Source organism: Enterobacter sp. DC4, assembly GCF_000568095.1.
Classification (GTDB): Bacteria; Pseudomonadota; Gammaproteobacteria; order Enterobacterales; family Enterobacteriaceae; genus Enterobacter; species Enterobacter pseudoroggenkampii.
Map to the genome: position 1 here is coordinate 86,587 of NZ_AZUB01000008.1, position 22,356 is coordinate 108,942.

Genomic DNA, 22,356 nt, shown 5'->3' on the forward strand with positions numbered 1-22,356 from the left:
CTTTTTTATCATCTTTGGAATACGCACACTCCGTGCGCAGGCCCGTGCCAGACAGCCATTACTACCGGATTATCCACTCCGGCAAAGGGGGGAACAGCTCGCCATTCCCCTTCAGGTAAAACAATCTCTGCGACGTCATCCGTCGCGTTCAGCGTGACCAGCCATTTATCCGACAGCAGGATTTGCAGGCGTGGTACGCCGTGTTGCCACTCTTGCGCGCTTAACGGTTGCGCGTCTTGATTCAGCCAGCGAACGTTGCCGTCACCCTCTTCCCACCAGCGGTCGGCGGTCAGCGCGGGGATCTGCTGGCGAAGATGGATCAGCGCAGCGGTAAAATGAATCAGCCCGCTGTTGGCTTCACCCCAGTCGAGCCAGGTTAACGTGTTGTCCTGGCAATACGCATTGTTGTTACCGTGCTGGCTGTGGCCGTGTTCATCGCCTGCCAGCAGCATCGGCGTGCCCTGCGACAATAAAAGCGTTGTCAGCAGCGCATGTACGCTGGCGCGTCGCCGCTCTATCACATCCAGACTTCCGCCTAACCCTTCTATACCATGATTGAAGCTATGGTTATTGTTAGTGCCATCGCGATTCTCTTCGCCGTTTGCCTCATTGTGTTTCTGATTGAAACAAACGCAGTCCCTGAGCGTAAAACCGTCGTGCGCCGTCAACAGATTGACGGTGGCCGACGGGCGTTTGCCGTCGCGCTTAAAGAGATCGCTTGAAGCGGCAAAGCGTCCGGCGAACTCCCCGAGCGACAGATTCCGTTCCAGCCAGAAGCGGCGTACGGCGTCGCGGTAGTGGTCGTTCCACTCGGCAAACAGCGGCGGGAAATTCCCGACCTGATAACCGCCTTCTCCGATGTCCCACGGCTCGGCAATGAGCTTCACCTGCGAGAGCACCGGACAATTTTTTATCGCCTCAAACAGCGGCGCCTGCTGGCTGAACGCCGGCGTGCGCCCCATCACGGGCGCCAGGTCGAAACGAAAACCGTCGACGTGGAACGTTTCTACCCAGTATTTCAGGCATTCATAAGCAAAATGCGTGACCGCCGGATGGCTGAGATTGAGCGTGTTGCCGCAGCCGGTCCAGTTCTCATAATCGCCATCCTGCCTGATCCAATAATAGCTACGGTTATCAATTCCGCGCATGGAGAGCGTCGGACCGTCGAGATCGCTTTCGGCACTGTGGTTCAGCACGACGTCCAGAATGACCTCAATGCCCGCCGTATGAAGCGCCTTCACCGCATCGCGAAACTCGTCCCGCGCCTTTTCCGGATGAGCGGCATAGCGTGGCTCAAGCGCGAACATCGCCAGCGGGTTGTAGCCCCAGTAGTTGCTTAGCCCCAGCCGCTGCAGGCGCGGCTCGCTGGCAAAATGGGCGACGGGTAGCAGTTCCAGAGCGGTGATGCCGAGGTGTTTCAGGTAGGCGATCATGGTGGGATGCCCGAGCGCCTTGTAGGTACCGCGCATCTCTTTGGGGATCGACGGGTGCAGGTAGGTCAGCCCTTTGACGTGGGCTTCATAAATGACGGTATGGCCCCACGGCGTCTGCGGCGGGGCATCGTCTTCCCAGTCATAAAGATCGTTCACCACCACGCTTTTTGGCGCGACGGGCGCGCTGTCGCGGTGGTCGGGATCACCGTAACCCACGTGGAAGAGCGGGTCGTCTTTAAATTCGCCGTCCACGCGGTGCGCGCACGGGTCAATCAACAGCTTCGCCGGATTAAACCAGTGACCCTGCGCCGGATCCCACGGACCGTGTACGCGAAAGCCATAGTGCAAGCCTGGCCGCCCTCCGGCCAGGTAGCCGTGCCAGGTATCCCCCGTGCGCGCGGGTAAATCGTAACGGTGCTCGTTACCTTCCCCGTCAAACACGCACAGTTCTACCCGCTCAGCGTGAGCGGAAAAGAGGGTGAAATTGATCCCCTTCCCGTCAAAACTCGCCCCGAGCGGTTCGGGTTTACCTGCCGTAAGCTGCGTCATTCGCCCTCCCGCATTAGCCAGATGGTGCCAAGCGGCGGCAGCGTCAGGCTCAGGGAGTTGGGTCGTCCGTGGCTTTCGATGGCGTCGCTCTGTACCAGCCCGCCGTTACCGGCGTTACTGCCGTGGTAGTGCATCGAGTCGGTATTCAGAATTTCGCGCCATTTGCCCGGCTGGTTAATGCCGAAGCGGTAGTGTTCCCGCGGCACCGGCGTAAAGTTGCTGGCGACGATGATCTCGTTACCGGTTTTGTCACGACGCACAAAGACAAACACCGAGCGTTCGTGGTCGTCCACCACCAGCCATTCAAAGCCGTACGGATCGAAGTCGAGCTCGTGCAGCGCTTTGTGGTGGCGGTAGGTCAGGTTCAGATCGCGTACCAGGCGCTGCACCCCGTGGTGCCAGTTGTCACCGCCTTCCAGCAGATGCCAGTCGAGGCTGGCGTCGTGGTTCCACTCGCGTCCCTGAGCGAACTCATTGCCCATGAACAGCAGTTTCTTGCCCGGGAAGGCAAACATCCAGCCGTAGTAGGCGCGCAGGTTGGCAAACTTCTGCCAGGCGTCGCCCGGCATGCGGTCGAGAATCGATTTTTTACCGTGTACCACCTCATCGTGGGACAGCGGCAGCATGAAGTTTTCGGTGTAGTTGTAAAGCATCCCGAACGTCAGCTTATCGTGATGATACTTACGGTGAACCGGATCCAGCTTCATGTAGTCGAGCGTGTCGTGCATCCAGCCCAGGTTCCACTTATACCAGAACCCCAGGCCGCCTAATGACGGCGGACGGGAGACGCCCGCAAAGTCGGTCGACTCTTCCGCCATAGTTACGGCACCGTCCACCTGCTCGCCGATAATGCGGTTGGTATTACGCAGGAATTCAATGGCTTCCAGATTTTCGCGGCCGCCAAACTCGTTCGGGATCCACTCCCCCTCTTTGCGGCTGTAGTCGCGGTAGATCATCGACGCCACCGCATCGACGCGCATGGCATCAATACCAAACCGCTCGATCCAGTACAGGGCATTCCCGACCAGGTAGTTTGCGACCTCACGGCGACCATAGTTGTAGATCAGCGTGTTCCAGTCCTGGTGATAACCTTCGCGCGGGTCGCTGTGCTCGTACAGCTTCGTGCCGTCAAACTCTGCCAGCGCGAAATCATCCGCAGGGAAATGACCCGGCACCCAGTCGAGGATGACGTTCAGCCCGGCGGCGTGCGCGGCATCAATGAAATAGCGGAAGTCGTCGCGCGTGCCGAAGCGGCGCGTTGGCGCATACAGCCCGGTGGGCTGATAGCCCCAGCTGCCGTCGAACGGGTGCTCGTTGACCGGCAGCAGCTCAAGGTGGGTAAAGCCCATCCATTTGGCATACGGCACCAGCTGGTCGGCAAGCTCCCGGTAGCTCAGCCAGAAGTTGTTATCGGTGTGGCGACGCCAGGAGCCGAGATGGACTTCATAGACGGAGATCGGCGCATCAAAGCGGTTAGCCTGCTTGCGCTCCTCCGTCTGAACGACCTTCTCCGGCAGGCCGCAAATCAGCGACGCGGTATCCGGGCGCATCTGCGCTTCGAAGGCATACGGGTCGGCTTTAATGCGCAGCTTGCCGTGAGCGTCAATCATCTCGAATTTATAAAGCTGCCCGTGGTGCGCCCCGGGGATAAACAGCTCCCAGATGCCGGTTTCCCGACGCAGGCGCATCGGGTGGCGGCGGCCGTCCCAGTAGTTGAACTGTCCGACAACGGAGACGCGCTGGGCATTGGGCGCCCACACGGAGAAGCGCGTGCCGGTAATGCCGTCCATGGTATCGGCATGGGCACCCAGCGTTTCATAAGGACGAAGATGCGTCCCTTCGGAGAGCAGCCAGGCGTCCATCTCTTTAAGCAGAGGGCCAAAGCTGTAGGGATCGTCAATCAGGTTTTGCTGACCGTGCCAGAGAACGGCGAGCTGATAGCGAAAAGGATTTTTACGACGGGGCATTACGCCCGAGAAGAAGCCACGGGAATCGAGGCATTCAAGATTACCCACCTTGCGGCCGGTTTTGGGTTCAATCACCCAGACTTCTGTGGCATCCGGTAACAGTGCCCTAACTTCCAGACCGGCCTCAGTACGGTGCATCCCAAGCACAGAAAAGGGGTCAGCGAAATGACCCGCAATAAGCGCATTAATCACGTCTCTATCCACACGATCGGACATGGTATTCATCCTGTTTTTTATGTCGTCCTTTTTAAGCGCTCCGGGACGACTTTTAATGTGACCTGAACGGGACAGCACAAAAATGTGCATCCAATCTGCTCCGTTCGAACCTCAGGTAAGAAATGACTCTTCCTTAAAGCATAGCCAACGCTCTAGATGACTCCTGATAAAAAATAAGACATACGCGTGTTACTCCATGTAGTACGCAAAAAAAAGGGGTGAAAATCACCCCCGGTATTTAACAAATTATTACGCCAGCTGGCGCAGCATGCGGCGCAGCGGCTCGGCAGCGCCCCACAGGAGCTGGTCGCCAACGGTGAACGCGGAGAGATACTCCGGCCCCATGTTCAGCTTGCGCAGACGGCCAACCGGCGTGGTCAGCGTGCCGGTAACGGCAGCCGGGGTCAGCTCGCGCATGGTGATATCGCGATCGTTTGGCACCACTTTCGCCCACGGGTTGTGCGCTGCCAGCAGCTCTTCCACGGTCGGAATAGACACATCTTTTTTCAGTTTAATGGTGAAGGCCTGGCTGTGGCAGCGCAGCGCGCCGATACGCACGCAGAGGCCATCAACCGGAATGGTGTTCGCGGTATTGAGAATTTTGTTGGTCTCAGCCTGGCCTTTCCACTCTTCGCGGGTCTGGCCGTTATCCAGCTGCTTGTCGATCCACGGGATCAGGCCACCGGCCAGCGGTACGCCAAAGTTATCCACCGGCAGCTCGCCGCTGCGGGTCAGTTGAGTGACCTTACGCTCGATATCCAGAATAGCGGATGCCGGGTTTGCCAGCTCGGTCGCAACGCTCTGGTGCAGCTGGCCCATCTGGGTCAGCAGCTCGCGCATGTGACGCGCGCCGCCGCCGGACGCCGCCTGGTAGGTCGCCACGGAGACCCACTCCACCAGATCCTGCGCGAACAGGCCGCCGAGGGACATCAGCATCAGGCTGACGGTGCAGTTACCGCCGACAAAGGTTTTCACGCCGTTGTTCAGGCCATCGGTGATCACGCCCTGGTTAACCGGGTCGAGAATGATGATGGCATCGTCTTTCATGCGCAGCGACGAGGCCGCGTCAATCCAGTAGCCCTGCCAGCCGCTTTCACGCAGCTTTGGATAGATTTCGTTGGTATAATCGCCGCCCTGGCAGGTCACAATAATGTCGAGCGCCTTCAGCGCTTCCAGATCGTAAGCATCCTGCAACGTGCCTGTGGTACCACCAAAGGACGGAGCAGCCTGGCCGAGCTGGGAAGTGGAGAAGAAGACCGGGCGGATAGCGTCGAAATCGCGCTCTTCAACCATGCGTTGCATGAGTACAGAGCCGACCATACCGCGCCAGCCGATAAAACCAACGTTTTTCATAGCATTTTTTTCCTGCTGAGGGTGTGTGCTGTTTGTGCAAGCCAGTATTGAACTGGGATATGCTTCACATTACAAAATGCTGCCAAAGTCGCAAGCGAAATTAATCGATGATTGCCCGGCAATCAGAAATACAGCTAATTATCATAATAACCATAGAGAATTTCAGGGATAATTTACATGAGTGAAATCATTTCCGCAGCGGTTTTATTGATTCTGATAATGGATCCACTGGGTAACCTGCCGATCTTCATGTCGGTGCTGAAGCACACCGAGCCGAAGCGCCGCCGGGCGATCATGATCCGCGAGCTGCTCATCGCCCTGCTGGTGATGTTTATCTTTCTGTTTGCCGGGGAAAAAATCCTCGCATTCCTGAACCTGCGCGCCGAAACCGTGTCAATTTCCGGCGGGATTATTCTGTTCCTGATTGCCATTAAGATGATTTTCCCGAGCGCGGAAGGCAGCAGCAGCGGCCTGCCTGCGGGTGAAGAGCCGTTTATTGTGCCGCTGGCGATCCCCCTCGTCGCGGGCCCGACCATTCTGGCCACGCTGATGCTGCTGTCGCATCAGTATCCGAACCAGATGAGTCATCTGGTGATTGCCCTGCTGATCGCCTGGGGCGGGACGTTTATTATCCTGCTGCAGTCGTCCCTGTTCCTGCGCCTGCTGGGTGAGAAAGGGGTGAACGCGCTGGAGCGCCTGATGGGGCTGATTCTGGTCATGATGGCGACGCAGATGTTCCTGGACGGGATCCGGGCGTGGATGAAAGGATGACTTTCTCCCTCTCCCCGTGGGAGAGGGTCGGGGTGAGGGCATCAGGCCGCAGAGGACGTATTTTTGCCGGGTGGCGGCTTTGCCTTACCCGGCCTACAACACCACCAGCCCATCTACCCCTTACGAATTAAATACCGGTACGGCAGCGCCTCAGTCTGCTGTGCCACCAGCTCATGTTCCATAAAGGTACAAAAACCGGGAATATCACGGGTCGTGGCCGGGTCATCGGCAATAATCAACAGCGTTTCACCGGTCTGCATATTGCGCACGGTCTTACGTACCATCATTACCGGTTCCGGGCAGCGGAGGCCCTGGGCATCAAGGGTGTGGTCTGGGCTGGAAAACAGGTCGGTCATGATCTTCTCGGTCAGATAAAAACGGCTGTAGTTTACGCCCGGTTGCGATCAATGCAAACCAGGTTAACGATTGCGTAAAAACTAACCATTGCAATGTCCTGCCAAAGCAGTATCATGCTGCGGTTTTTATTGGGTTCCCTCACCCCAACGTATAAAAAGGTCACAATATGACGTCGTTTTCCGAATCTCAGCGCGTAAAAGCGTTGTTCTGGCTTTCGCTTTTCCATTTGCTGGTGATCACCTCCAGCAACTATCTGGTGCAGCTCCCGATCTCCATCTTTGGTTTTCATACCACCTGGGGCGCGTTCAGTTTTCCGTTTATTTTCCTCGCGACCGATTTGACCGTGCGTATCTTTGGCGCACCGCTGGCTCGCCGCATTATTTTTTCGGTCATGCTCCCGGCGCTGTTCATCTCGTACGTGATTTCGTCTCTGTTTTATATGGGAAGCTGGCAGGGCTTTGAGGCGTTAACCCACTTCAACCTGTTTGTCGCCCGTATCGCCGCCGCCAGCTTTATGGCCTACGCGCTGGGGCAGATCCTCGACGTGCACGTGTTTAACCGCCTGCGGCAAAATCACCGCTGGTGGATGGCGCCAACCGCCTCCACGCTGTTCGGTAACGTGAGCGATACGCTGGCCTTCTTCTTCATCGCCTTCTGGCGCAGCCCGGATGCGTTCATGGCCGAACACTGGATGGAAATCGCGCTGGTGGACTACTGCTTCAAGGTCCTCATCAGCATTGTCTTCTTCCTGCCCATGTACGGCGTACTGCTCAATATGCTGCTGAAAAGACTGGCAGATAAATCTGAAATCACCGCATTGCAGGCAGGTTAAAGGTTCGCTTTATCAGTTGTGATAAGATGAGCGAATGAGCCGTTATGGCCGTTTATCGAAAGGAAGAAGTCAATGCGCAATCTGGTTAAATATGTCGGGATTGGCCTGCTGGTTGTGGGTCTTGCAGCCTGTGATAACAGCGACACGAAAACGCCTGCTCAGGGCGCATCCGCAGAGAGCAACGCGACCGGCCAGCCGGTTAATCTGATGGATGGCAAACTCAGTTTCTCTCTGCCAGCCGATATGACTGACCAGAGCGGCAAGCTGGGCACCCAGGCGAACAACATGCACGTTTACTCCGACGCAACCGGGCAGAAAGCGGTCATTGTGATTGTGGGCGACGACACCAGCGAAGATCTGGCCGTTCTGTCCAAACGTCTGGAAGATCAGCAGCGCGGCCGCGACCCTCAGCTGCAGGTCGTGACCAATAAATCCATCGAGCTGAAAGGCCATAAGCTGCAGCAGTTGGACAGCATCATCTCTGCGAAAGGCCAGACCGCGTACTCCTCTGTCGTGCTGGGCAAGGTCGATAACAAACTGCTGACCCTGCAGATCACCCTGCCAGCGGAAGATCAGCAGAAAGCGCAGACGGCTGCTGAGAACATCATTAACACCATCGTGATCCAGTAACGTTTCACGGCGATGACGTGGCCTCCGGTACCTGCACCGGGGGCCATTTTTTTAGCCGCCACGTCAGCAGCAGCGCAATCACAACCAGACCCGCTGCGGCAAGATAGATCACCGGCACGCCTGCCCAGGCCATCACCAGCCCCGCCAGCGGGCCGGTAATGCCTAAAGACATATCCATAAACACCGTATAGGTCGCCAGCGCCGCCCCCTGATTCTGCTGCGGCACGGCTTTTACCGCCACCACACCCAGCGCCGGGAAGACCAGAGAAAAGCCTGCCCCCGCGAGGAATACGCCCACTTTCGCGACCCAGGGCACCATCGCTATTCCGGTCAGCAGCAGCCCGACAATCTCTATCGCAAAGCAGATCATCGCCACATTCAGCCCGCCCAGACGGTTGATGCCGTTAGGGAAAAGCAGGCGCGCGCCAACAAACGCACAGCTGAACAGGGTTAACGCAAAGGCCGCACCATCCCAGCCTTTGGCGTCATAGAACAGAGTAATGAAGGTGGCTATCACGCCGAAGCCGGTTGTCGCCAGCGCCAGGGCCATGCCGTACGGCCAGACGCGCCCCAGCACCGCCCGAAACGGCAGCGGCTTGCCTTTGCTGGCCTTCACCTTCGGGCGCGGCAGCGCAAAGAGGATCGCCAGCAGCGCGACCGCCATGATGGTGATGGCCAGCCCATGCAGCCCGCCCAGCGCATAGCAGGCCACGCCGAGCGGCGCACCGAGCGCCATCGCACCGTAGGTGACAATCCCGTTCCAGGAGATCACCCGGCCAATGTGCGGCGCACCTACCACCCCCACGCCCCACAGCGTCGAGCCGGTTCCCGCCAGGCTTTGCCCAATGCCCAGAATGACGCGACCCAGGCAGAGCAGCGCCAGGCTGACCAGCGGCCAGTGGCTGGTTGCGTCAGCCAGCAGATAGCTCAGGCCACTGAGGAAACAGCCGCACAATCCCACCACCACGATGCTTTTTGGACCGAACGTGTCCGCGTAGCGCCCGGCATGCGGGCGGCTGAGGAGGGTGGCGAAATACTGCAGGCTAATCACCAGCCCCGCCCAGAAGGCGCTGAAGCCCATCACGTCATGGACATAGCCCGGCAGGACCGCCAGCGGCAGGCCAATGGTCAGATAGCTGGCAAAGTTGAAAATCACAACGGAAACGATGCGCAGATTGAGGCGCAGTCCGCTCAGTGCCGGTTCAGCGGCAGGTTCGGGCATGGGGTTCTACCTGGATTTTTTACAACAGTGTTTCACTATTACCACGCCCCAATAAGAAAATCAGCACCGACTTTCAGATTAACGGTGCCAGACGAAGCGAAGCCCGGGCACTACACTTACCGGGTCATCATATTAAGGAACACGCATGATCGCTAACCCGTCCGACAAAGCAGGGCTCCACATCTTATTAAAACTCGCCTGTCTGGTGGTTATCCTTGCGGGTATCCACGCTGCCGCTGACATTATTGTCCAGCTCCTGCTGGCGCTCTTTTTTGCCATTGTGCTTAATCCGCTGGTCACCTGGTTTTTACGCCGGGGCGTCAGCCGTCCGGTAGCCATCACCATCGTCGTCATCGTGATGCTGATTGCCCTGACGGCGCTCTTTGGCGTGCTGGCAGCCTCGCTGAGCGAATTCTCCACCATGCTGCCGCAGTACAACAAAGAGCTGACGCGTAAGATTGTGGCGCTGCAGGAGATGGTGCCCTTCCTTAATCTGCATATCTCACCCGAACGGATGCTGCGCCGGATGGATTCAGAGAAAGTTATGACCTACGCCACCACCTTGATGACAGGGCTTTCCGGCGCGATGGCCAGCATTCTGCTGCTGGTCATGACGGTGGTGTTTATGCTGTTCGAAGTCCGCCACGTCCCCTATAAGCTGCGCTTTGCATTAAATAATCCACAAATTCATATTGCTGGATTACACCGGGCACTGAAGGGCGTTTCCAAATATCTGGCGCTGAAAACGCTGCTGAGCGTCTGGACGGGGATCATTGTCTGGCTGGGGCTGATGCTGATGGACGTGCAGTTCGCGCTGATGTGGGGCGTGCTGGCGTTTCTGCTCAACTACGTGCCCAATATTGGCGCGGTGCTTTCCGCCGTGCCGCCGATGATTCAGGCGTTCCTGTTTAACGGTTTTTACGAATGCATGCTGGTCGGCGCGCTGTTCCTCGTCGTGCATATGGTGCTGGGCAATATTCTTGAGCCGCGCATGATGGGACACCGGCTGGGCATGTCGACGCTGGTGGTGTTTTTATCATTACTGATTTGGGGATGGCTGCTGGGCCCGGTCGGGATGCTGCTGTCGGTCCCCCTGACCAGCGTGTGTAAAATCTGGATGGAAACCACCAAAGGCGGCAGCAAGCTGGCGATCCTGCTCGGGCCGGGGAGGCCGAAAAGCCGGCTACCCGGGTAACCGGCCTACCTGTACAGGTAGGTTTAAAGCGTCAGTAATACACCGTAAATTACCGCGTCCCTAATCCGTCGCGGTATTTTTATTTGCGTTAAGGCGATATTCACTCTGTCTTTATTTACTCCACGCGCATTATGTTGAAACGCAATCCATGATTTAACGCAAATTATAAAAAATGAAATTCTTATTTATTTTCCATGTTATTATGCCCGCCTTCGCGTCAACGCAATGCAAACATTAATATTGATTAAAAATACATCTGGCGGCTAAAAAAAGCCGGATGCGTATTATTTGTAAAAACCACTACCTTTAATTGTTATTATTGATATGGAGTTGTTGATGAAAAAGATCGTTAAATGGTGTACTGCTGCCGTATTCGTGGGCGCACTGGCAGGCTGTGCGCGTACCGCCCCAATCGCTCAGGTTCACTCTATTGTCAGCGCGGGTCATACTGCCGATCAGGTAAAAACGGCAATTTTGAAAGCAGGCCAAAAGCGTGACTGGATCATGACGGAAGCGGGTCCTGGGGTGATTAAGGGACGTCTGCAGTCACGCGATCACTCGGTCCAGGTGAGTATTCCGTACACGGCAACAAGCTATTCAATCAACTATGAAAACAGCCTTAACCTGAAAGCGGCAGACGGTAAAATTCACAAGAATTATAACCGCTGGGTGAATAACCTCGACCACGATATTCAGCTGAACCTCTCCGCTGGCGCCGCGCTGTAATATTTTTCTAAAGTCGGGCCGCGTATGGCCCGATAACCTCTCTTTATTGCCCTAAAAGGTTACGCAGTAATGTACGAAAAGGACACACTCAGCGCACTGGATGCCATTACCGAAGCGCAACGCATCGCCTTTGCCCCGATGTTATTCCAGACTGCGCTTTGTCTGCGTAACTCTGGCGTTCTCGCCTGGCTCGATAAACAAGGCAAAGAGGGAGCTACCCTCGAGGAAATAACCGAAAACAGCACCCTGAGTAGCTATGGTGTTAGCGTCCTGCTGGATATGGGATTAAGCGGACGCATCGTTACCCAACAGGATGGACGTTATTTTCTGGCGAAAGTGGGACATTTTTTACTGCACGACGCAATGACCCGCGTAAATATGGATTTCACTCAGGACGTTTGTTATCAGGGGCTATTTCACCTGGCGGACGCCCTGCAGGAAGAAAAGCCGGCCGGATTAGCCGTGTTTGGCGACTGGCCAACCATCTACCCGGCATTATCCCAATTACCGGCTCCGGCGAAAGAGAGCTGGTTCGCCTTTGATCATTACTATTCTGACGCCGCTTTTGACGCAGCGTTACCATATATATTCGCAAGCTCGCCGACAAAATTGTACGATGTGGGCGGAAATACGGGTAAATGGTCGTTACGCTGCTGCCGCTATGACGAAAATGTTGCCGTGACGATCCTCGATCTGCCACAGCAGATAGCGCTGGCGCAGGAAAACATCGCAAAAGCAGGTTTTTCTCATCGTATTGGATTCCATGCTGTCGATATGCTTAGCCCAGCAGCATTGCCGGGTGACGCCGACGTCTGGTGGATGAGCCAGTTCCTGGATTGTTTCTCTCCGGATCAGATTGTCGCCATGCTGACGCGCGTCGCACAGGTCATGAAGCCAGGCGCACGTTTGTGCATCATGGAGCTTTTCTGGGATGCCCAGAAGTTTGAAGCGGCCTCCTTCAGCCTGAATGCCACCTCGCTCTATTTCACCTGTATGGCGAATGGTAATAGCCGGTTTTACAGCGTAGAGAAGTTTTATCGCTACCTGGAGAGCGCAGGTTTCAGCGTTGAACAGCGGCTGGACAACCTTGGGGTCGGTCATACCCTGCTGATATGCACCAAACGTGAACAACAGAGCAGCGTAGCTGCCCGGGTGGCCCAGCCTGCCCTTTGAATACGGTTTTTTTTCGCGGACGCGCGTAGATGAAATTTTCACTGAACATTATCGACTGGCAGGCGAGAGCGCCAGGACTCAGCGATGCCACAGAGTGGCAGGCATGGTCGCGCCTGCAGCTGGCCGTTGACCCAGCGGCCCCGCTTCCCCGGCTGACCGCTTTACCCATGATGACCGCGCGCCGCCTCAATTCAGGCAGTAAGCTGGCGGTGGACATTGGTCTTGCCATGCTGCAAAAGCACGCCATTGATGCCGTCGTCTATTCCAGCCGTCACGGCGAGCTGGAGCGCAACTACCGTATTCTGCATGCTCTGGCGACCGGGCAGTCCGTTTCCCCCACCGATTTCGCTATGTCCGTGCACAATTCCGCGGTGGGCAATCTCACGATTACCGCACGCCAGGCCATCGTCTCGTCATCCATCTCAGCCGGACTGGACACCTTCCAGCAGGCCTTATGTGAAGTGCTGAGCCTGCTGCATGCGGGATATTCCCGCGTCCTGCTGGTCGATTTTGACGGCGCGCTGCCGGAATTTTACCATCCGGCGTTACCGCCGCAGATGCCCACCTGGCCGTACGCGCTGGCGCTGGTGATTGAATCCGGCAACGGATTACAGTGTGAAACCCGCAGCGGCAGCACGGGTGAAGAACCCGCCCTGCCGCAAAGCCTGTTGTTCCTGCAACGCTATCTCAGCGAGGCACGGCAGTTTGTAGTGCCCGGGGAACGTTTGCTGTGGCAATGGACGCGCGCATGAACCGCCTGGCTGCCCGTATCAACTGGTTATGGCGTCTGGTGATGACCGGCTTCTGCTTCGCGCTGTTTGGCGTGGGCGGGCTGCTGCTGTCGCTGGTCTGGTTCAACCTGCTGCTGATCGTCCAGCGCGACCGCGCCAGCCGTCGTCGCCTGGCACGTCGCAGCATTGCGGCCAGCTTCCGCTTCTTCCTGACCGTTGCTCGCAGCCTCGGAGTACTTGACTATCGCATTCACAATCTTGACGCGCTGCGCAGCGATCGGGGTTGTCTGGTGGTGGCTAACCACCCCACGTTAATTGACTACGTGATTCTGGCGTCGGTGATGCCGGAAACCGACTGTCTGGTGAAGAGCGCGCTGCTGCGCAACCCGTTTGTCAGCGGTGTTATCCGCGCGGCGGATTACCTGATTAACAGCGAAGCCGAGCCCCTGCTCGCGGCCAGCCAGCAGCGTCTGGCTCAGGGCGACACGCTTTTAATCTTCCCGGAAGGCACGCGTACCCGGTTTGGCGAGGCTATCTCCCTCCAGCGCGGCGCGGCAAATATCGCCGTGCGCTGTAACAGCGATCTGCGGGTGGTGCTGATCCACTGTAGCGAACATCTGCTGGATAAAAAAAGTCACTGGTATGATGTACCGCCAGAAAAACCTGTTTTCACCGTGGATGTCCGCGACCGCGTGAACATCGACGAATTTTACGATGCAACTGAACAAGAACCGGCGCTGGCGGCAAGGCAGTTAAACCGGCATCTACAGCATCGATTAACATCAGGCCTTCAATCTTTGTCAGGAATTAATGATGCAAGCGCTTTATCTTGAAATTAAGAATCTCATTATCACCACGCTGAATCTGGACGAGCTTACCGCAGAGGATATTGATACCGATGCCGCGCTGTTTGGCGATGGGCTGGGTCTCGACTCTATCGACGCGCTGGAACTGGGGCTGGCCGTGAAAAACCAGTATGGCGTGGTGCTTTCCGCCGAAAGCGAAGAGATGCGCCAGCACTTCTTTTCCGTCGCCACGCTGGCGTCCTTTATCAACGCTCAACGCGCCTGAGATGTGATCACGATGACCGAACAAGAAAGCATTTATCAGGAAGTCTGTGGCCTTTTGACCAAGCTCTTTGAAATCGACCCGCAGGATATTACGCCCGAAGCCCGTCTTTACGAAGACCTGGAGCTGGACAGCATTGATGCGGTGGACATGATTGTTCATCTGCAGAAAAAAACGGGCAAGAAAATCAAGCCGGAAACCTTCAAATCGGTTCGTACCGTTCAGGATGTGGTAGACGCCGTCGAACAGCTTCTGCGCGAAGAGTAAGACATTGTGCGTGGTGGACGGACGTTCCCGGTCATCCCACTGCTGACGGGGCTGATGCTGCTGGCGTGGCCTTTCCTGATTGGATTTGGGCTGACGCACAACAGTCTGCAATGGCTGTTACCGGTGATGGCGCTGGTATTGCTGCTGCGGCTGCGTCAGGCGCAGCGAAACACCGGCCCGATGCGGTACGTGGTGCAGTGTGTTGCGCTGGCGGGCATCGTGCTCTGCGCGGCCAGCTATCTGCTGAAAACCCATCAGTGGCTGCTGCTCTACCCGGTGGTCGTCAACCTGGTGATGCTGGCCGTGTTCGGGGGTTCGCTGTGGACCGCGATGCCGCTTGTCGAGCGACTGGCGCGCTTGCGCGAGCCAGATTTGCCCCCGGAGGGCGTGCGCTATACCCGCAGGGTGACTCTCGTCTGGTGCGGCTTTTTCATCGGTAACGGCGCGATGGCGCTGTTCACCGTCCTCCACGGCGACATGCATCTGTGGACGCTGTGGAACGGTATGGTGGCTTACATCCTGATGGGGACGCTAATGGCGACAGAGTGGCTGGTGCGCCAGCGGGTGATAAAAAAAGAGATGCACAATGACTAACCCCCTTCCACTGGGCCAGTGGTTAAACGCGCCGCGCCCTGACGATACGCCCGTTGCCTGGCTTGACGATCGTACCTGGACGCTGGGACAGCTGCGCCACGACGTGACCTTACTGGTCGACACCCTGCGTCAGCAGGAAGGCGAGCGCTGGGCGCTGTGCTTTGAAAATAGCTACCTGTTTATTGTTGCGCTGCTGGCCTCGCTGCATGCCGGTAAAACACCGGTCATTCCCGGCCATAGCCGCGTCTCGCAGCTTGAAGAACAGCAGGCGTTGTTTAGCGGCGTTCTGAGCGATCGGACTCTCGCTTTCCATGGGAAGCTGATTGTGGTGGCTTCCAGCCATCAGACAGTTAGCCACTGGGCGCCCCTGCCGGAGATTGACGAAAGCCGCTTCGTTGAACTGTTCACCTCGGGCTCCACGGGTACTCCGCGCCGGGTGATTAAGCACATCGTCAGTCTGGATCGCGAAGCCCGTCTGCTGGCTGACCGCTTCGGCGATCGTCTGGCCGGCTGTAGCATTGTCGCCTCGGTCGTACCGCAACATCTGTACGGCCTGACTTTCCGCATCGTATTGCCGATGGCGCTGGGCCTGCCGCTGCATGCCGCGATGCTCTACTACGCAGAGCAGCTGGCCGCCCTTCCTCATGACAGGCATTACCTGTTCATCAGCAGCCCGGCGTTCCTGAAGCGCCTGGATACCGAGCTGGCCGCGCCGCCCGTCAGGATGCTGATTTCCGCAGGCGGAATGCTGCCCTGGTGTGACGTCGCCACCACCGCTGGCTGGCTTAACATCTGCCCGGATGAAATTTATGGCAGTACCGAAACCGGGATCCTTGCCTGGCGCCATCGCCAGCAGGATAACGTCCCGTGGCTGGCGTTCCCCGGCGTGATCTTCCATCAGGAAGATGAAGCCTGTCGCGTCACGTCGCCACTGATCCATGAGGCTGAAGGACTCCAGCTGGACGATATCCTCCACTTCGACAGCGAGGGGCTTTTCAGCATCGCCGGTCGTCGCGGGCGGGTGGTCAAAATTGAAGAAAAGCGCATCTCGCTTAACGAGATCGAACGTCGCCTGCTGGAGCTCGACGGCATTTGCGAAGCGGCTGTACTGCCGGTCACGCGCGGAGGCCGTCAGGGGATTGGTGCACTGCTGGTCCTGGACGAAGCGGTTCGTCAGCGCGGGTATATGCAGGATAAAAAAGCGCAGGAGTTCGCCTGGCGTCGCGCCCTGCTGCCCTGGCTTGAGCCGGTCGCCGTTCCACGCTACTGGCGCATTGTCGATGAAATGCCGGTAAACAGTATGAACAAGCGTGTCTATGCGCAGTTAGAGGAGTTGTTTCATGAAAATTCATGAAATTGAGCGCCACCAGACACAGCCGGAGAAGCTGGAAATCACTTTGCATCTCGACGCGGCGCTGTTCTGGTTTCAGGGCCATTTTGCCGTACAACCGCTACTGCCCGGCGTTGCACAGCTTGACTGGGTGATGCACTACGCTACGACATTACTGGCACCGGGCTACCGCTTTCACAGCATTCAAAACGTGAAGTTCCAGGCGCCTCTGCTGCCGGAAACCACGGTCACGCTGGTGCTTGAGTGGCATGCCGAACGTCAGATGCTGACCTTCAGCTACCAGCGTCACGCCGGGGATGAGCGCCATACCGCCAGCAGCGGAAAGATTCGTCTATGTCAGTAATCTTTCGCCCCTGCGTGCTGATCCCGTGCTACAACCACGGCGCCATGATCGCCAGCGTGCTGTCGCGTCTCGCACCGTTCGGCCTGCCGTGCCTGGTGGTGGATGACGGCAGCGAAGCTGTCACCCGTCAGGAGCTCGAACGCCTGGAGGCGGCGGAGCCACAGATGACGCTGGTCCGTCTGGCGCAAAACGCCGGGAAAGGTGCCGCGGTCATCAGGGGGCTGGAGGAGTGCGCGCGCGCGGGCTATACCCACGCCGTGCAGGTGGACGCGGACGGCCAGCACGCCATCGAAGATATCCCCAAACTGCTGGCGCTGGCAGAACGCCACCCGAACGCGCTGATTTCCGGCCAGCCCATTTACGATGATTCCATTCCACGCTCGCGACTCTACGGTCGCTGGGTAACCCACGTCTGGGTGTGGATTGAGACCTTATCCCTGCAGCTTAAAGACAGCATGTGCGGCTTTCGGGTCTACCCGGTCTCCCCCACGCTGCGGCTGGCAGCGCGTGAACCGCTCGGTAAACGCATGGACTTTGACACCGAAGTGATGGTCCGTCTCTACTGGCAGGGCAACACCAGCGTCTTTCTGCCCACCCGCGTCACCTATCCGAAGGACGGGTTGTCCCACTTCGATGCGTTAAAAGATAACGTGCGGATCTCCCTGATGCATACCCGACTCTTCTTCGGCATGCTGCCCCGCATGCCCGGCCTGCTTTTCCGTCGACGCCGCCAGCACTGGGCGCAGCAGGACGAGGTCAAGGGTCTGTGGGGGATGCGCCTGATGCTGCGCGTCTGGCAACTGCTGGGGCGACGGGCCTTTGCCGTGCTGCTGTGGCCGGTGATCGGCGTGTACTGGCTTATCGCGCGTCCGGCGCGGCAGGCCTCGCGGCAGTGGATTGCGAGAGTGAAGCAAGAACTGCGTCAGCGGAGCATGCCTGTTCCCTCACGGCTTAACAGCTTTTTCCATTTTATGCGTTTTGGCAACGCGATGCTGGATAAAGTCGCCAGCTGGCGCGGTGAGCTGAAGTTTGAGCGCGACGTGGTCTTTGCCCCCGGCGCGAGCGAAGCGCTAGATATCGCGGCGCCGCAGGGCAAGCTCCTGCTCGCCTCGCACCTTGGCGACGTAGAAGCCTGCCGGGCGCTGGCTCAGCTGGAAGAGAGCAAAATCATCAACGCCCTGGTTTTCAGCGAGAACGCCCAGCGCTTTAAGCAAATCATGAGCGAAATGGCGCCCCAGGCCAGCGTAAATTTGATGTCGGTTACCGACATCGGCCCGGACACCGCGATTGTCATCAAAGAGAAGCTTGAGCGCGGAGAGTGGGTCGCGATTGTGGGCGATCGCATCGCGGTGAATCCACAGCGTGGCGGCGACTGGCGCGTGATCTGGAGTCCGTTCATGGGCCAGCCTGCGCCGTTCCCACAGGGGCCGTTTATTCTGGCCTCCATCCTGCGCTGCCCGGTGGTGCTGATTTTCGCTCTGCGCCAGCAGGGGAAGCTCACCCTGCACTGCGAACCGTTTGCCGACCCGCTGCGCCTGCCGCGCGGTGAACGCCAGCAGGCGCTGCAGGATATCGTCGATCGCTACGCGCAGCGGCTGGAGCATTACGCCCTCATGTCGCCGCTCGACTGGTTTAATTTTTTCGATTTCTGGCATCTGCCAGAGTCCAGAGAGAAGGAGTAAAGGGTGCTGACCGATCCCCGCTTTACGACTGAAGTCGAGATCACCGTTCCGTTCCACGACGTCGATATGATGGGCGTGGTCTGGCACGGTAACTATTTCCGCTACTTTGAGATCGCCCGCGAGGCGCTGCTCAATCAGTTTAACTATGGCTATCGCCAGATGAAGGCCTCCGGCTACGTCTGGCCCGTCGTCGATACCCGGGTGAAATACCGCGATGCGGTGACCTTTGAGCAGCGTATTCGCGTCCGCGCGCACATTGAAGAGTATGAAAACCGCCTGCGCATTGCCTATCAAATTTTCGATGCGCAGACCGGCAAACGCACCACCACCGGTTACACCATCCAGGTGGCAGTAGAAGAAGCCACCCGCGAAATGTGCTTTGTGAGCCCGGCAATACTGTTTGAACGAATGGGAGTGACGCTATGAAATGGTTGCCTTTGCTGGCGCTGATCGTCAGCCCGCTGGTCAGCGCCGTGACGCTGGATGAACTGCAGCAGCGCTTCACCGAGCAGCCTGTCGTGCGCGCGCACTTCGAACAGGTTCGCACGATAAAAGATATGCCGCAGCCGCTGCGCTCGCAGGGCGAGATGCTGATCGCCCGCGACAGTGGCCTGCTGTGGGATCAAAAAGCGCCGTTTCCGATGACGCTCCTGCTGGACGACAAGCGGATGGTTCAGGCGATCAACGGCCAGCCGCCGCAGACCATCACTGCCGACAATAATCCGCAGATGTTCCAGTTCAACCACCTTCTGCGGGCCCTGTTCCAGGCCGACCGCAAGGTGCTTGAAGAGAACTTCCGCATCGATTTTAAAGACCAGGGAGAAGGCCGCTGGTCGCTGGTGCTCACGCCAAAAACGACGCCGCTGGACAAGATTTTCGCCACCCTCGATCTGGGCGGCGCGACCTATCTGGAGACGATTCGCCTCAACGACAAACAGGGTGACCGTACCGATATCGCCCTTTCACGCCACCAACTGACGCCCGCCAGCCTGACCGATGACGAACGCCAACGCTTTGCCGCACCGTAAATCCCTGCGCCCGGCGCTGCTGTGGGCCACGCTATGCCTGATCCTGCTGGGCGTGCTGCTGTCGCGGCTGCCCGGCGCGCGGCTGAACAGCAGCGTGCTGGCCATGCTGCCGAAACAGACGCTGGGGGCGATCCCGCCGGCGCTTAACGACGGATTTATGCAGCGTCTCGACCGCCAGCTGGTCTGGCTGGTTAGCCCCGGCAAAGAGCCGGATTCGCGCGTGGCGCAGCAGTGGCTGGCGATGCTGCAAAGCAGTGACGCGCTCAGCGAGGTCAAAGGCCCGATGGACGCCGCCGGGCAAAAAGCCTGGGGAGAGTTCTTCTGGCAGCACCGCAACGGCCTTATCGATCCCGCCACCCGCGCCCGCCTGCAAAACGGCGGAAACGCGCAGGCGCAGTGGATTTTATCTCAGCTCTATTCAGCCTTTTCCGGCGTCAGCGGTAAAGAGCTGCAAAACGATCCCCTGATGCTGATGCGCGGCTCGCAGCTCGCTCTGGCGCAAAACGGCCAGAAGCTGCGGCTGATGGACGGCTGGCTGGTCACAAAAGATGAGGCGGGAAACTACTGGTATCTGCTTCACGGTGAACTGGCGGGCTCGTCATTTGATATGCAGCAGACCCACCGGCTCGTGACGACGCTTAACGCGCTGCAGGAGACGCTCAAAGCCCGTTACCCGCAGGCACAGCTGCTTTCCCGCGGAACCGTGTTTTACAGCGATTACGCCAGCCAGCAGGCCAAACGCGACGTCTCAACGCTGGGCATCGCCACCCTGCTTGGCGTGTTCCTGCTCATCGTGGCGGTGTTCCGCTCTCTGCGTCCGCTGCTGCTGAGCGTGCTCTCGATTGCCATCGGCGCGCTGGCGGGCACGGTGGTAACGCTGCTGCTCTTTGGCGAGCTGCACCTGATGACGCTGGTGATGAGCATGAGCATCATCGGTATTTCAGCCGACTACACGCTCTACTACCTGACCGAACGGATGGTGCACGGCGCGGAGCATTCCCCCTGGCAAAGCCTGGGGAAAGTGCGCAATGCGCTGCTGCTGGCGCTGCTGACGACCGTCGCCGCCTACCTGATAATGATGCTGGCCCCCTTCCCCGGGATCCGCCAGATGGCGGTGTTCGCCGCCGTGGGATTGAGCGCCTCCTGCCTGACGGTGATTTTCTGGCATCCGTGGCTGTGCCGGGGTTTACCGGTGCGCCCGGTTCCGCTGATGGTCCCGATGATGCGCTGGCTGGCCGCCTGGCGACGCAATAAAAAATTGTCCGTTGGTTTACCCGTCGCGCTGGCGCTGCTCTCCGCCGTGGGGATGAGCACCCTGAGGGTGGACGACGATATCGCCCAACTACAGGCCCTGCCAAAAGATATTCTGGCACAGGAGAAGGCCATTACCGCCCTGACCGGACAGAGCGTCGATCAGAAATGGTTTGTGGTCCATGGCGCCTCGCCTCAGCAAACGCTGGAGCGGCTGGAAGCCTTTACCCCGGCGCTGGCCGAGGCGCAAAAAGCCGGGGAGATCGCCCGCTGGCGTACCCTGCCGCTGAACTCGCTGGCCCGCCAGAAAAGCGATCTTACGCTGCTGCGCGACGCTGCCCCTGCGGTAACGAACGTGCTGCAAAGCGCCGGGCTCAACGCCGTCTCCCCGAATCTCGACGCCATGCCGGTCAGCGTGGACGCGTGGCTTAAAAGCCCGGCCAGCGAAGGCTGGCGTCTGCTCTGGCTGACCCTGCCTGATGGAGAAAGCGGCGTGCTGGTGCCGGTGGACGGCGCGAAAAACAGCGCGCACCTCAGTGAACTGGCCGCGCGCCATGACGGCGTCGTCTGGGTCGATCGCAAAGCCAGCTTTGACAGCCTGTTTGCCCTCTATCGCACGCTGCTGACGGGGCTACTGTTTGCGGCGCTGGCAGTGATTGCCTGTGGGGCAATGCTGCGCCTCGGCTGGCGTAAAGGGCTGATAAGCCTGGTGCCTTCCGTGCTGTCGCTGAGCTGCGGGCTGGCGGTCCTGGCCGCAACGGGCCACCCGGTGAATCTGTTTTCACTGCTGGCGCTGGTACTGGTGCTCGGCATTGGCATTAACTACACGCTGTTTTTCAGCAACCCGCGCGGTACGCCGCTGACCTCAATGCTGGCGATTACGCTGGCGATGATGACCACGCTGCTGACGCTGGGCATGCTCGTCTTCAGCGCCACCCAGGCCATCAGCAGCTTTGGTATCGTGCTGGTGAGCGGCATTTTTACCGCCTTCCTGCTGGCGCCGCTGGCGATGCCGGATAAGAAAGAGAGAAAACGTAAATGAACGCTTTTTACCGCGCCGCCGCGCTGGCCGCGGCACTGCTGCTGGCGGGCTGCAGCCATTCGACCGATACCAAAGAGACGCGTCCCCAGGCCTGGCTCCAGCCGGGAACTAAAGTTACGCTCCCGCCACCCGGCATTAGCCCGGCAGTAAGCTCCCAACAGCTGCTGACCGGCAGCTTTAACGGACAATCGCAGTCTCTGCTGGTGATGCTCAACGCGGATGCGCATAAAGTGACGCTGGCCGGACTCTCTTCCGTGGGCATTCGTCTGTTCCTCGCGACGTACGATGAGACCGGTATTCATACCGAACAGTCGATCGTCGTGCCGCAGCTGCCGCCCGCCAGCCAGGTGCTGGCCGACGTGATGCTCAGCCACTGGCCAATTAGCGCCTGGCAGCCACAGTTGCCGAAGGGCTGGACGTTAACGGACAATGGCGATCGACGCGAGCTGCGCAACGCCAGCGGCAAGCTGGTGACGGAGATTGTCTACCTGCAGCGCAAAGGCAAGCGCGAGCCAATCAGCATCGAGCAACACGTATTCAAATACCACATCACCATTCAATATCTGGGTGACTGA

General features: G+C 58.3%; 23 protein-coding genes. 18 read left to right on the top strand and 5 right to left on the bottom strand.

All coding sequences use genetic code 11. From position 1 onward, the window contains the following. Positions 1 to 8: 8 nt before the first annotated feature. The 3 genes from glgX to asd all read right to left on the bottom strand — a co-directional run bounded on the left by glgX (position 9) and on the right by asd (position 5,518). Positions 9 to 1,982, bottom strand: a complete 1,974-nt coding sequence (gene glgX / locus P349_RS04525) for a glycogen debranching protein GlgX (RefSeq protein ID WP_032648301.1) — start codon at positions 1,980 to 1,982, stop codon at positions 9 to 11. Then, a complete protein-coding gene (gene glgB, locus P349_RS04520; protein ID WP_032648390.1) occupies positions 1,979 to 4,165 on the bottom strand; it encodes a 1,4-alpha-glucan branching enzyme in 2,187 nt (728 codons plus the stop codon). Before glgB ends, glgX begins: the two co-directional genes overlap by 4 nt. 249 nt (positions 4,166 to 4,414) lie before the next feature. Continuing rightward, positions 4,415 to 5,518: an aspartate-semialdehyde dehydrogenase gene (gene asd / locus P349_RS04515; RefSeq protein ID WP_024908885.1), complete on the bottom strand. Its 1,104-nt coding sequence runs from the start codon at positions 5,516 to 5,518 to the stop codon at positions 4,415 to 4,417. Positions 5,519 to 5,695: 177 nt separating this feature from the next. Here asd and yhgN point away from each other — a divergent pair, with 177 nt between their 5' ends. Next, complete coding sequence (gene yhgN, locus P349_RS04510) at positions 5,696 to 6,289, top strand: NAAT family transporter YhgN (RefSeq protein WP_003861574.1); 594 nt, start codon at positions 5,696 to 5,698, stop codon at positions 6,287 to 6,289. A 113-nt stretch (positions 6,290 to 6,402) separates the two neighbouring features. Here the strand turns inward: yhgN and tusA are convergent, their stop codons facing one another. Then, positions 6,403 to 6,645, bottom strand: a complete 243-nt coding sequence (tusA, locus tag P349_RS04505) for a sulfurtransferase TusA (protein ID WP_008503071.1) — start codon at positions 6,643 to 6,645, stop codon at positions 6,403 to 6,405. Positions 6,646 to 6,812: 167 nt separating this feature from the next. Here tusA and P349_RS04500 point away from each other — a divergent pair, with 167 nt between their 5' ends. Both P349_RS04500 and P349_RS04495 read left to right on the top strand, forming a co-directional pair. Beyond that, the gene (locus P349_RS04500) at positions 6,813 to 7,478 is read left to right on the top strand and encodes a 7-cyano-7-deazaguanine/7-aminomethyl-7-deazaguanine transporter (protein WP_032648297.1); all 666 of its coding nucleotides are present in this window, start codon (positions 6,813 to 6,815) and stop codon (positions 7,476 to 7,478) included. 72 nt (positions 7,479 to 7,550) lie between these two features. After that, positions 7,551 to 8,108 (top strand): DcrB family lipoprotein, encoded by a 558-nt coding sequence (locus P349_RS04495; protein ID WP_008503073.1) that lies wholly within the window; start codon positions 7,551 to 7,553, stop codon positions 8,106 to 8,108. Positions 8,109 to 8,112: 4 nt separating this feature from the next. Here P349_RS04495 and P349_RS04490 read toward each other — a convergent pair whose 3' ends face one another. Continuing rightward, the gene (locus P349_RS04490) at positions 8,113 to 9,330 is read right to left on the bottom strand and encodes an MFS transporter (RefSeq protein WP_032648295.1); all 1,218 of its coding nucleotides are present in this window, start codon (positions 9,328 to 9,330) and stop codon (positions 8,113 to 8,115) included. A gap of 145 nt (positions 9,331 to 9,475) precedes the next feature. Between P349_RS04490 and P349_RS04485 the strand changes: the two genes are divergently transcribed. The 15 genes from P349_RS04485 to P349_RS04415 all read left to right on the top strand — a co-directional run bounded on the left by P349_RS04485 (position 9,476) and on the right by P349_RS04415 (position 22,356). Then, on the top strand, positions 9,476 to 10,525 hold the full coding sequence (locus tag P349_RS04485) for an AI-2E family transporter (protein ID WP_024908881.1): 1,050 nt from the start codon (positions 9,476 to 9,478) through the stop codon (positions 10,523 to 10,525). Between the two features lie 336 nt (positions 10,526 to 10,861). Next, entirely contained in the window at positions 10,862 to 11,251 is a 390-nt protein-coding gene (locus tag P349_RS04480; RefSeq protein WP_024908880.1) for a hypothetical protein, read from the top strand. A gap of 69 nt (positions 11,252 to 11,320) precedes the next feature. Further along, positions 11,321 to 12,424 carry a class I SAM-dependent methyltransferase gene (locus P349_RS04475; RefSeq protein ID WP_050597518.1) on the top strand — a complete coding sequence of 368 codons (1,104 nt, stop codon included), beginning with the start codon at positions 11,321 to 11,323 and terminating at the stop codon, positions 12,422 to 12,424. Positions 12,425 to 12,453: 29 nt separating this feature from the next. Continuing rightward, a complete protein-coding gene (locus P349_RS04470) occupies positions 12,454 to 13,176 on the top strand; it encodes a beta-ketoacyl synthase chain length factor (protein ID WP_024908878.1) in 723 nt (240 codons plus the stop codon). Then, complete coding sequence (locus tag P349_RS04465; protein WP_410374677.1) at positions 13,161 to 13,988, top strand: lysophospholipid acyltransferase family protein; 828 nt, start codon at positions 13,161 to 13,163, stop codon at positions 13,986 to 13,988. Before P349_RS04470 ends, P349_RS04465 begins: the two co-directional genes overlap by 16 nt. Further along, the gene (locus P349_RS04460; RefSeq protein WP_008503081.1) at positions 13,969 to 14,226 is read left to right on the top strand and encodes a phosphopantetheine-binding protein; all 258 of its coding nucleotides are present in this window, start codon (positions 13,969 to 13,971) and stop codon (positions 14,224 to 14,226) included. The genes P349_RS04465 and P349_RS04460 overlap by 20 nt, the downstream gene beginning before the upstream one ends. Before the next feature lie 12 nt (positions 14,227 to 14,238). Then, on the top strand, positions 14,239 to 14,490 hold the full coding sequence (locus P349_RS04455; RefSeq protein ID WP_032648293.1) for an acyl carrier protein: 252 nt from the start codon (positions 14,239 to 14,241) through the stop codon (positions 14,488 to 14,490). A gap of 6 nt (positions 14,491 to 14,496) precedes the next feature. Then, entirely contained in the window at positions 14,497 to 15,084 is a 588-nt protein-coding gene (locus P349_RS04450) for a hypothetical protein (RefSeq protein WP_032648291.1), read from the top strand. Next, on the top strand, positions 15,077 to 16,438 hold the full coding sequence (locus tag P349_RS04445) for an AMP-binding protein (protein ID WP_032648289.1): 1,362 nt from the start codon (positions 15,077 to 15,079) through the stop codon (positions 16,436 to 16,438). The genes P349_RS04450 and P349_RS04445 overlap by 8 nt, the downstream gene beginning before the upstream one ends. Next, positions 16,425 to 16,778, top strand: coding sequence for an ApeI family dehydratase (locus tag P349_RS04440; RefSeq protein ID WP_024908872.1), 354 nt, complete (start codon positions 16,425 to 16,427; stop codon positions 16,776 to 16,778). Before P349_RS04445 ends, P349_RS04440 begins: the two co-directional genes overlap by 14 nt. Continuing rightward, positions 16,769 to 18,460: a glycosyltransferase family 2 protein gene (locus P349_RS04435; protein ID WP_032648286.1), complete on the top strand. Its 1,692-nt coding sequence runs from the start codon at positions 16,769 to 16,771 to the stop codon at positions 18,458 to 18,460. The genes P349_RS04440 and P349_RS04435 overlap by 10 nt, the downstream gene beginning before the upstream one ends. Positions 18,461 to 18,463: 3 nt before the next feature. Continuing rightward, positions 18,464 to 18,886, top strand: a complete 423-nt coding sequence (locus tag P349_RS04430) for an acyl-CoA thioesterase (RefSeq protein WP_032648284.1) — start codon at positions 18,464 to 18,466, stop codon at positions 18,884 to 18,886. Next, complete coding sequence (locus tag P349_RS04425; RefSeq protein WP_032648283.1) at positions 18,883 to 19,488, top strand: outer membrane lipoprotein carrier protein LolA; 606 nt, start codon at positions 18,883 to 18,885, stop codon at positions 19,486 to 19,488. Before P349_RS04430 ends, P349_RS04425 begins: the two co-directional genes overlap by 4 nt. Continuing rightward, complete coding sequence (locus tag P349_RS04420; protein ID WP_032648281.1) at positions 19,457 to 21,781, top strand: MMPL family transporter; 2,325 nt, start codon at positions 19,457 to 19,459, stop codon at positions 21,779 to 21,781. Before P349_RS04425 ends, P349_RS04420 begins: the two co-directional genes overlap by 32 nt. Further along, positions 21,778 to 22,356 (top strand): DUF3261 domain-containing protein, encoded by a 579-nt coding sequence (locus tag P349_RS04415; protein WP_024908867.1) that lies wholly within the window; start codon positions 21,778 to 21,780, stop codon positions 22,354 to 22,356. Before P349_RS04420 ends, P349_RS04415 begins: the two co-directional genes overlap by 4 nt.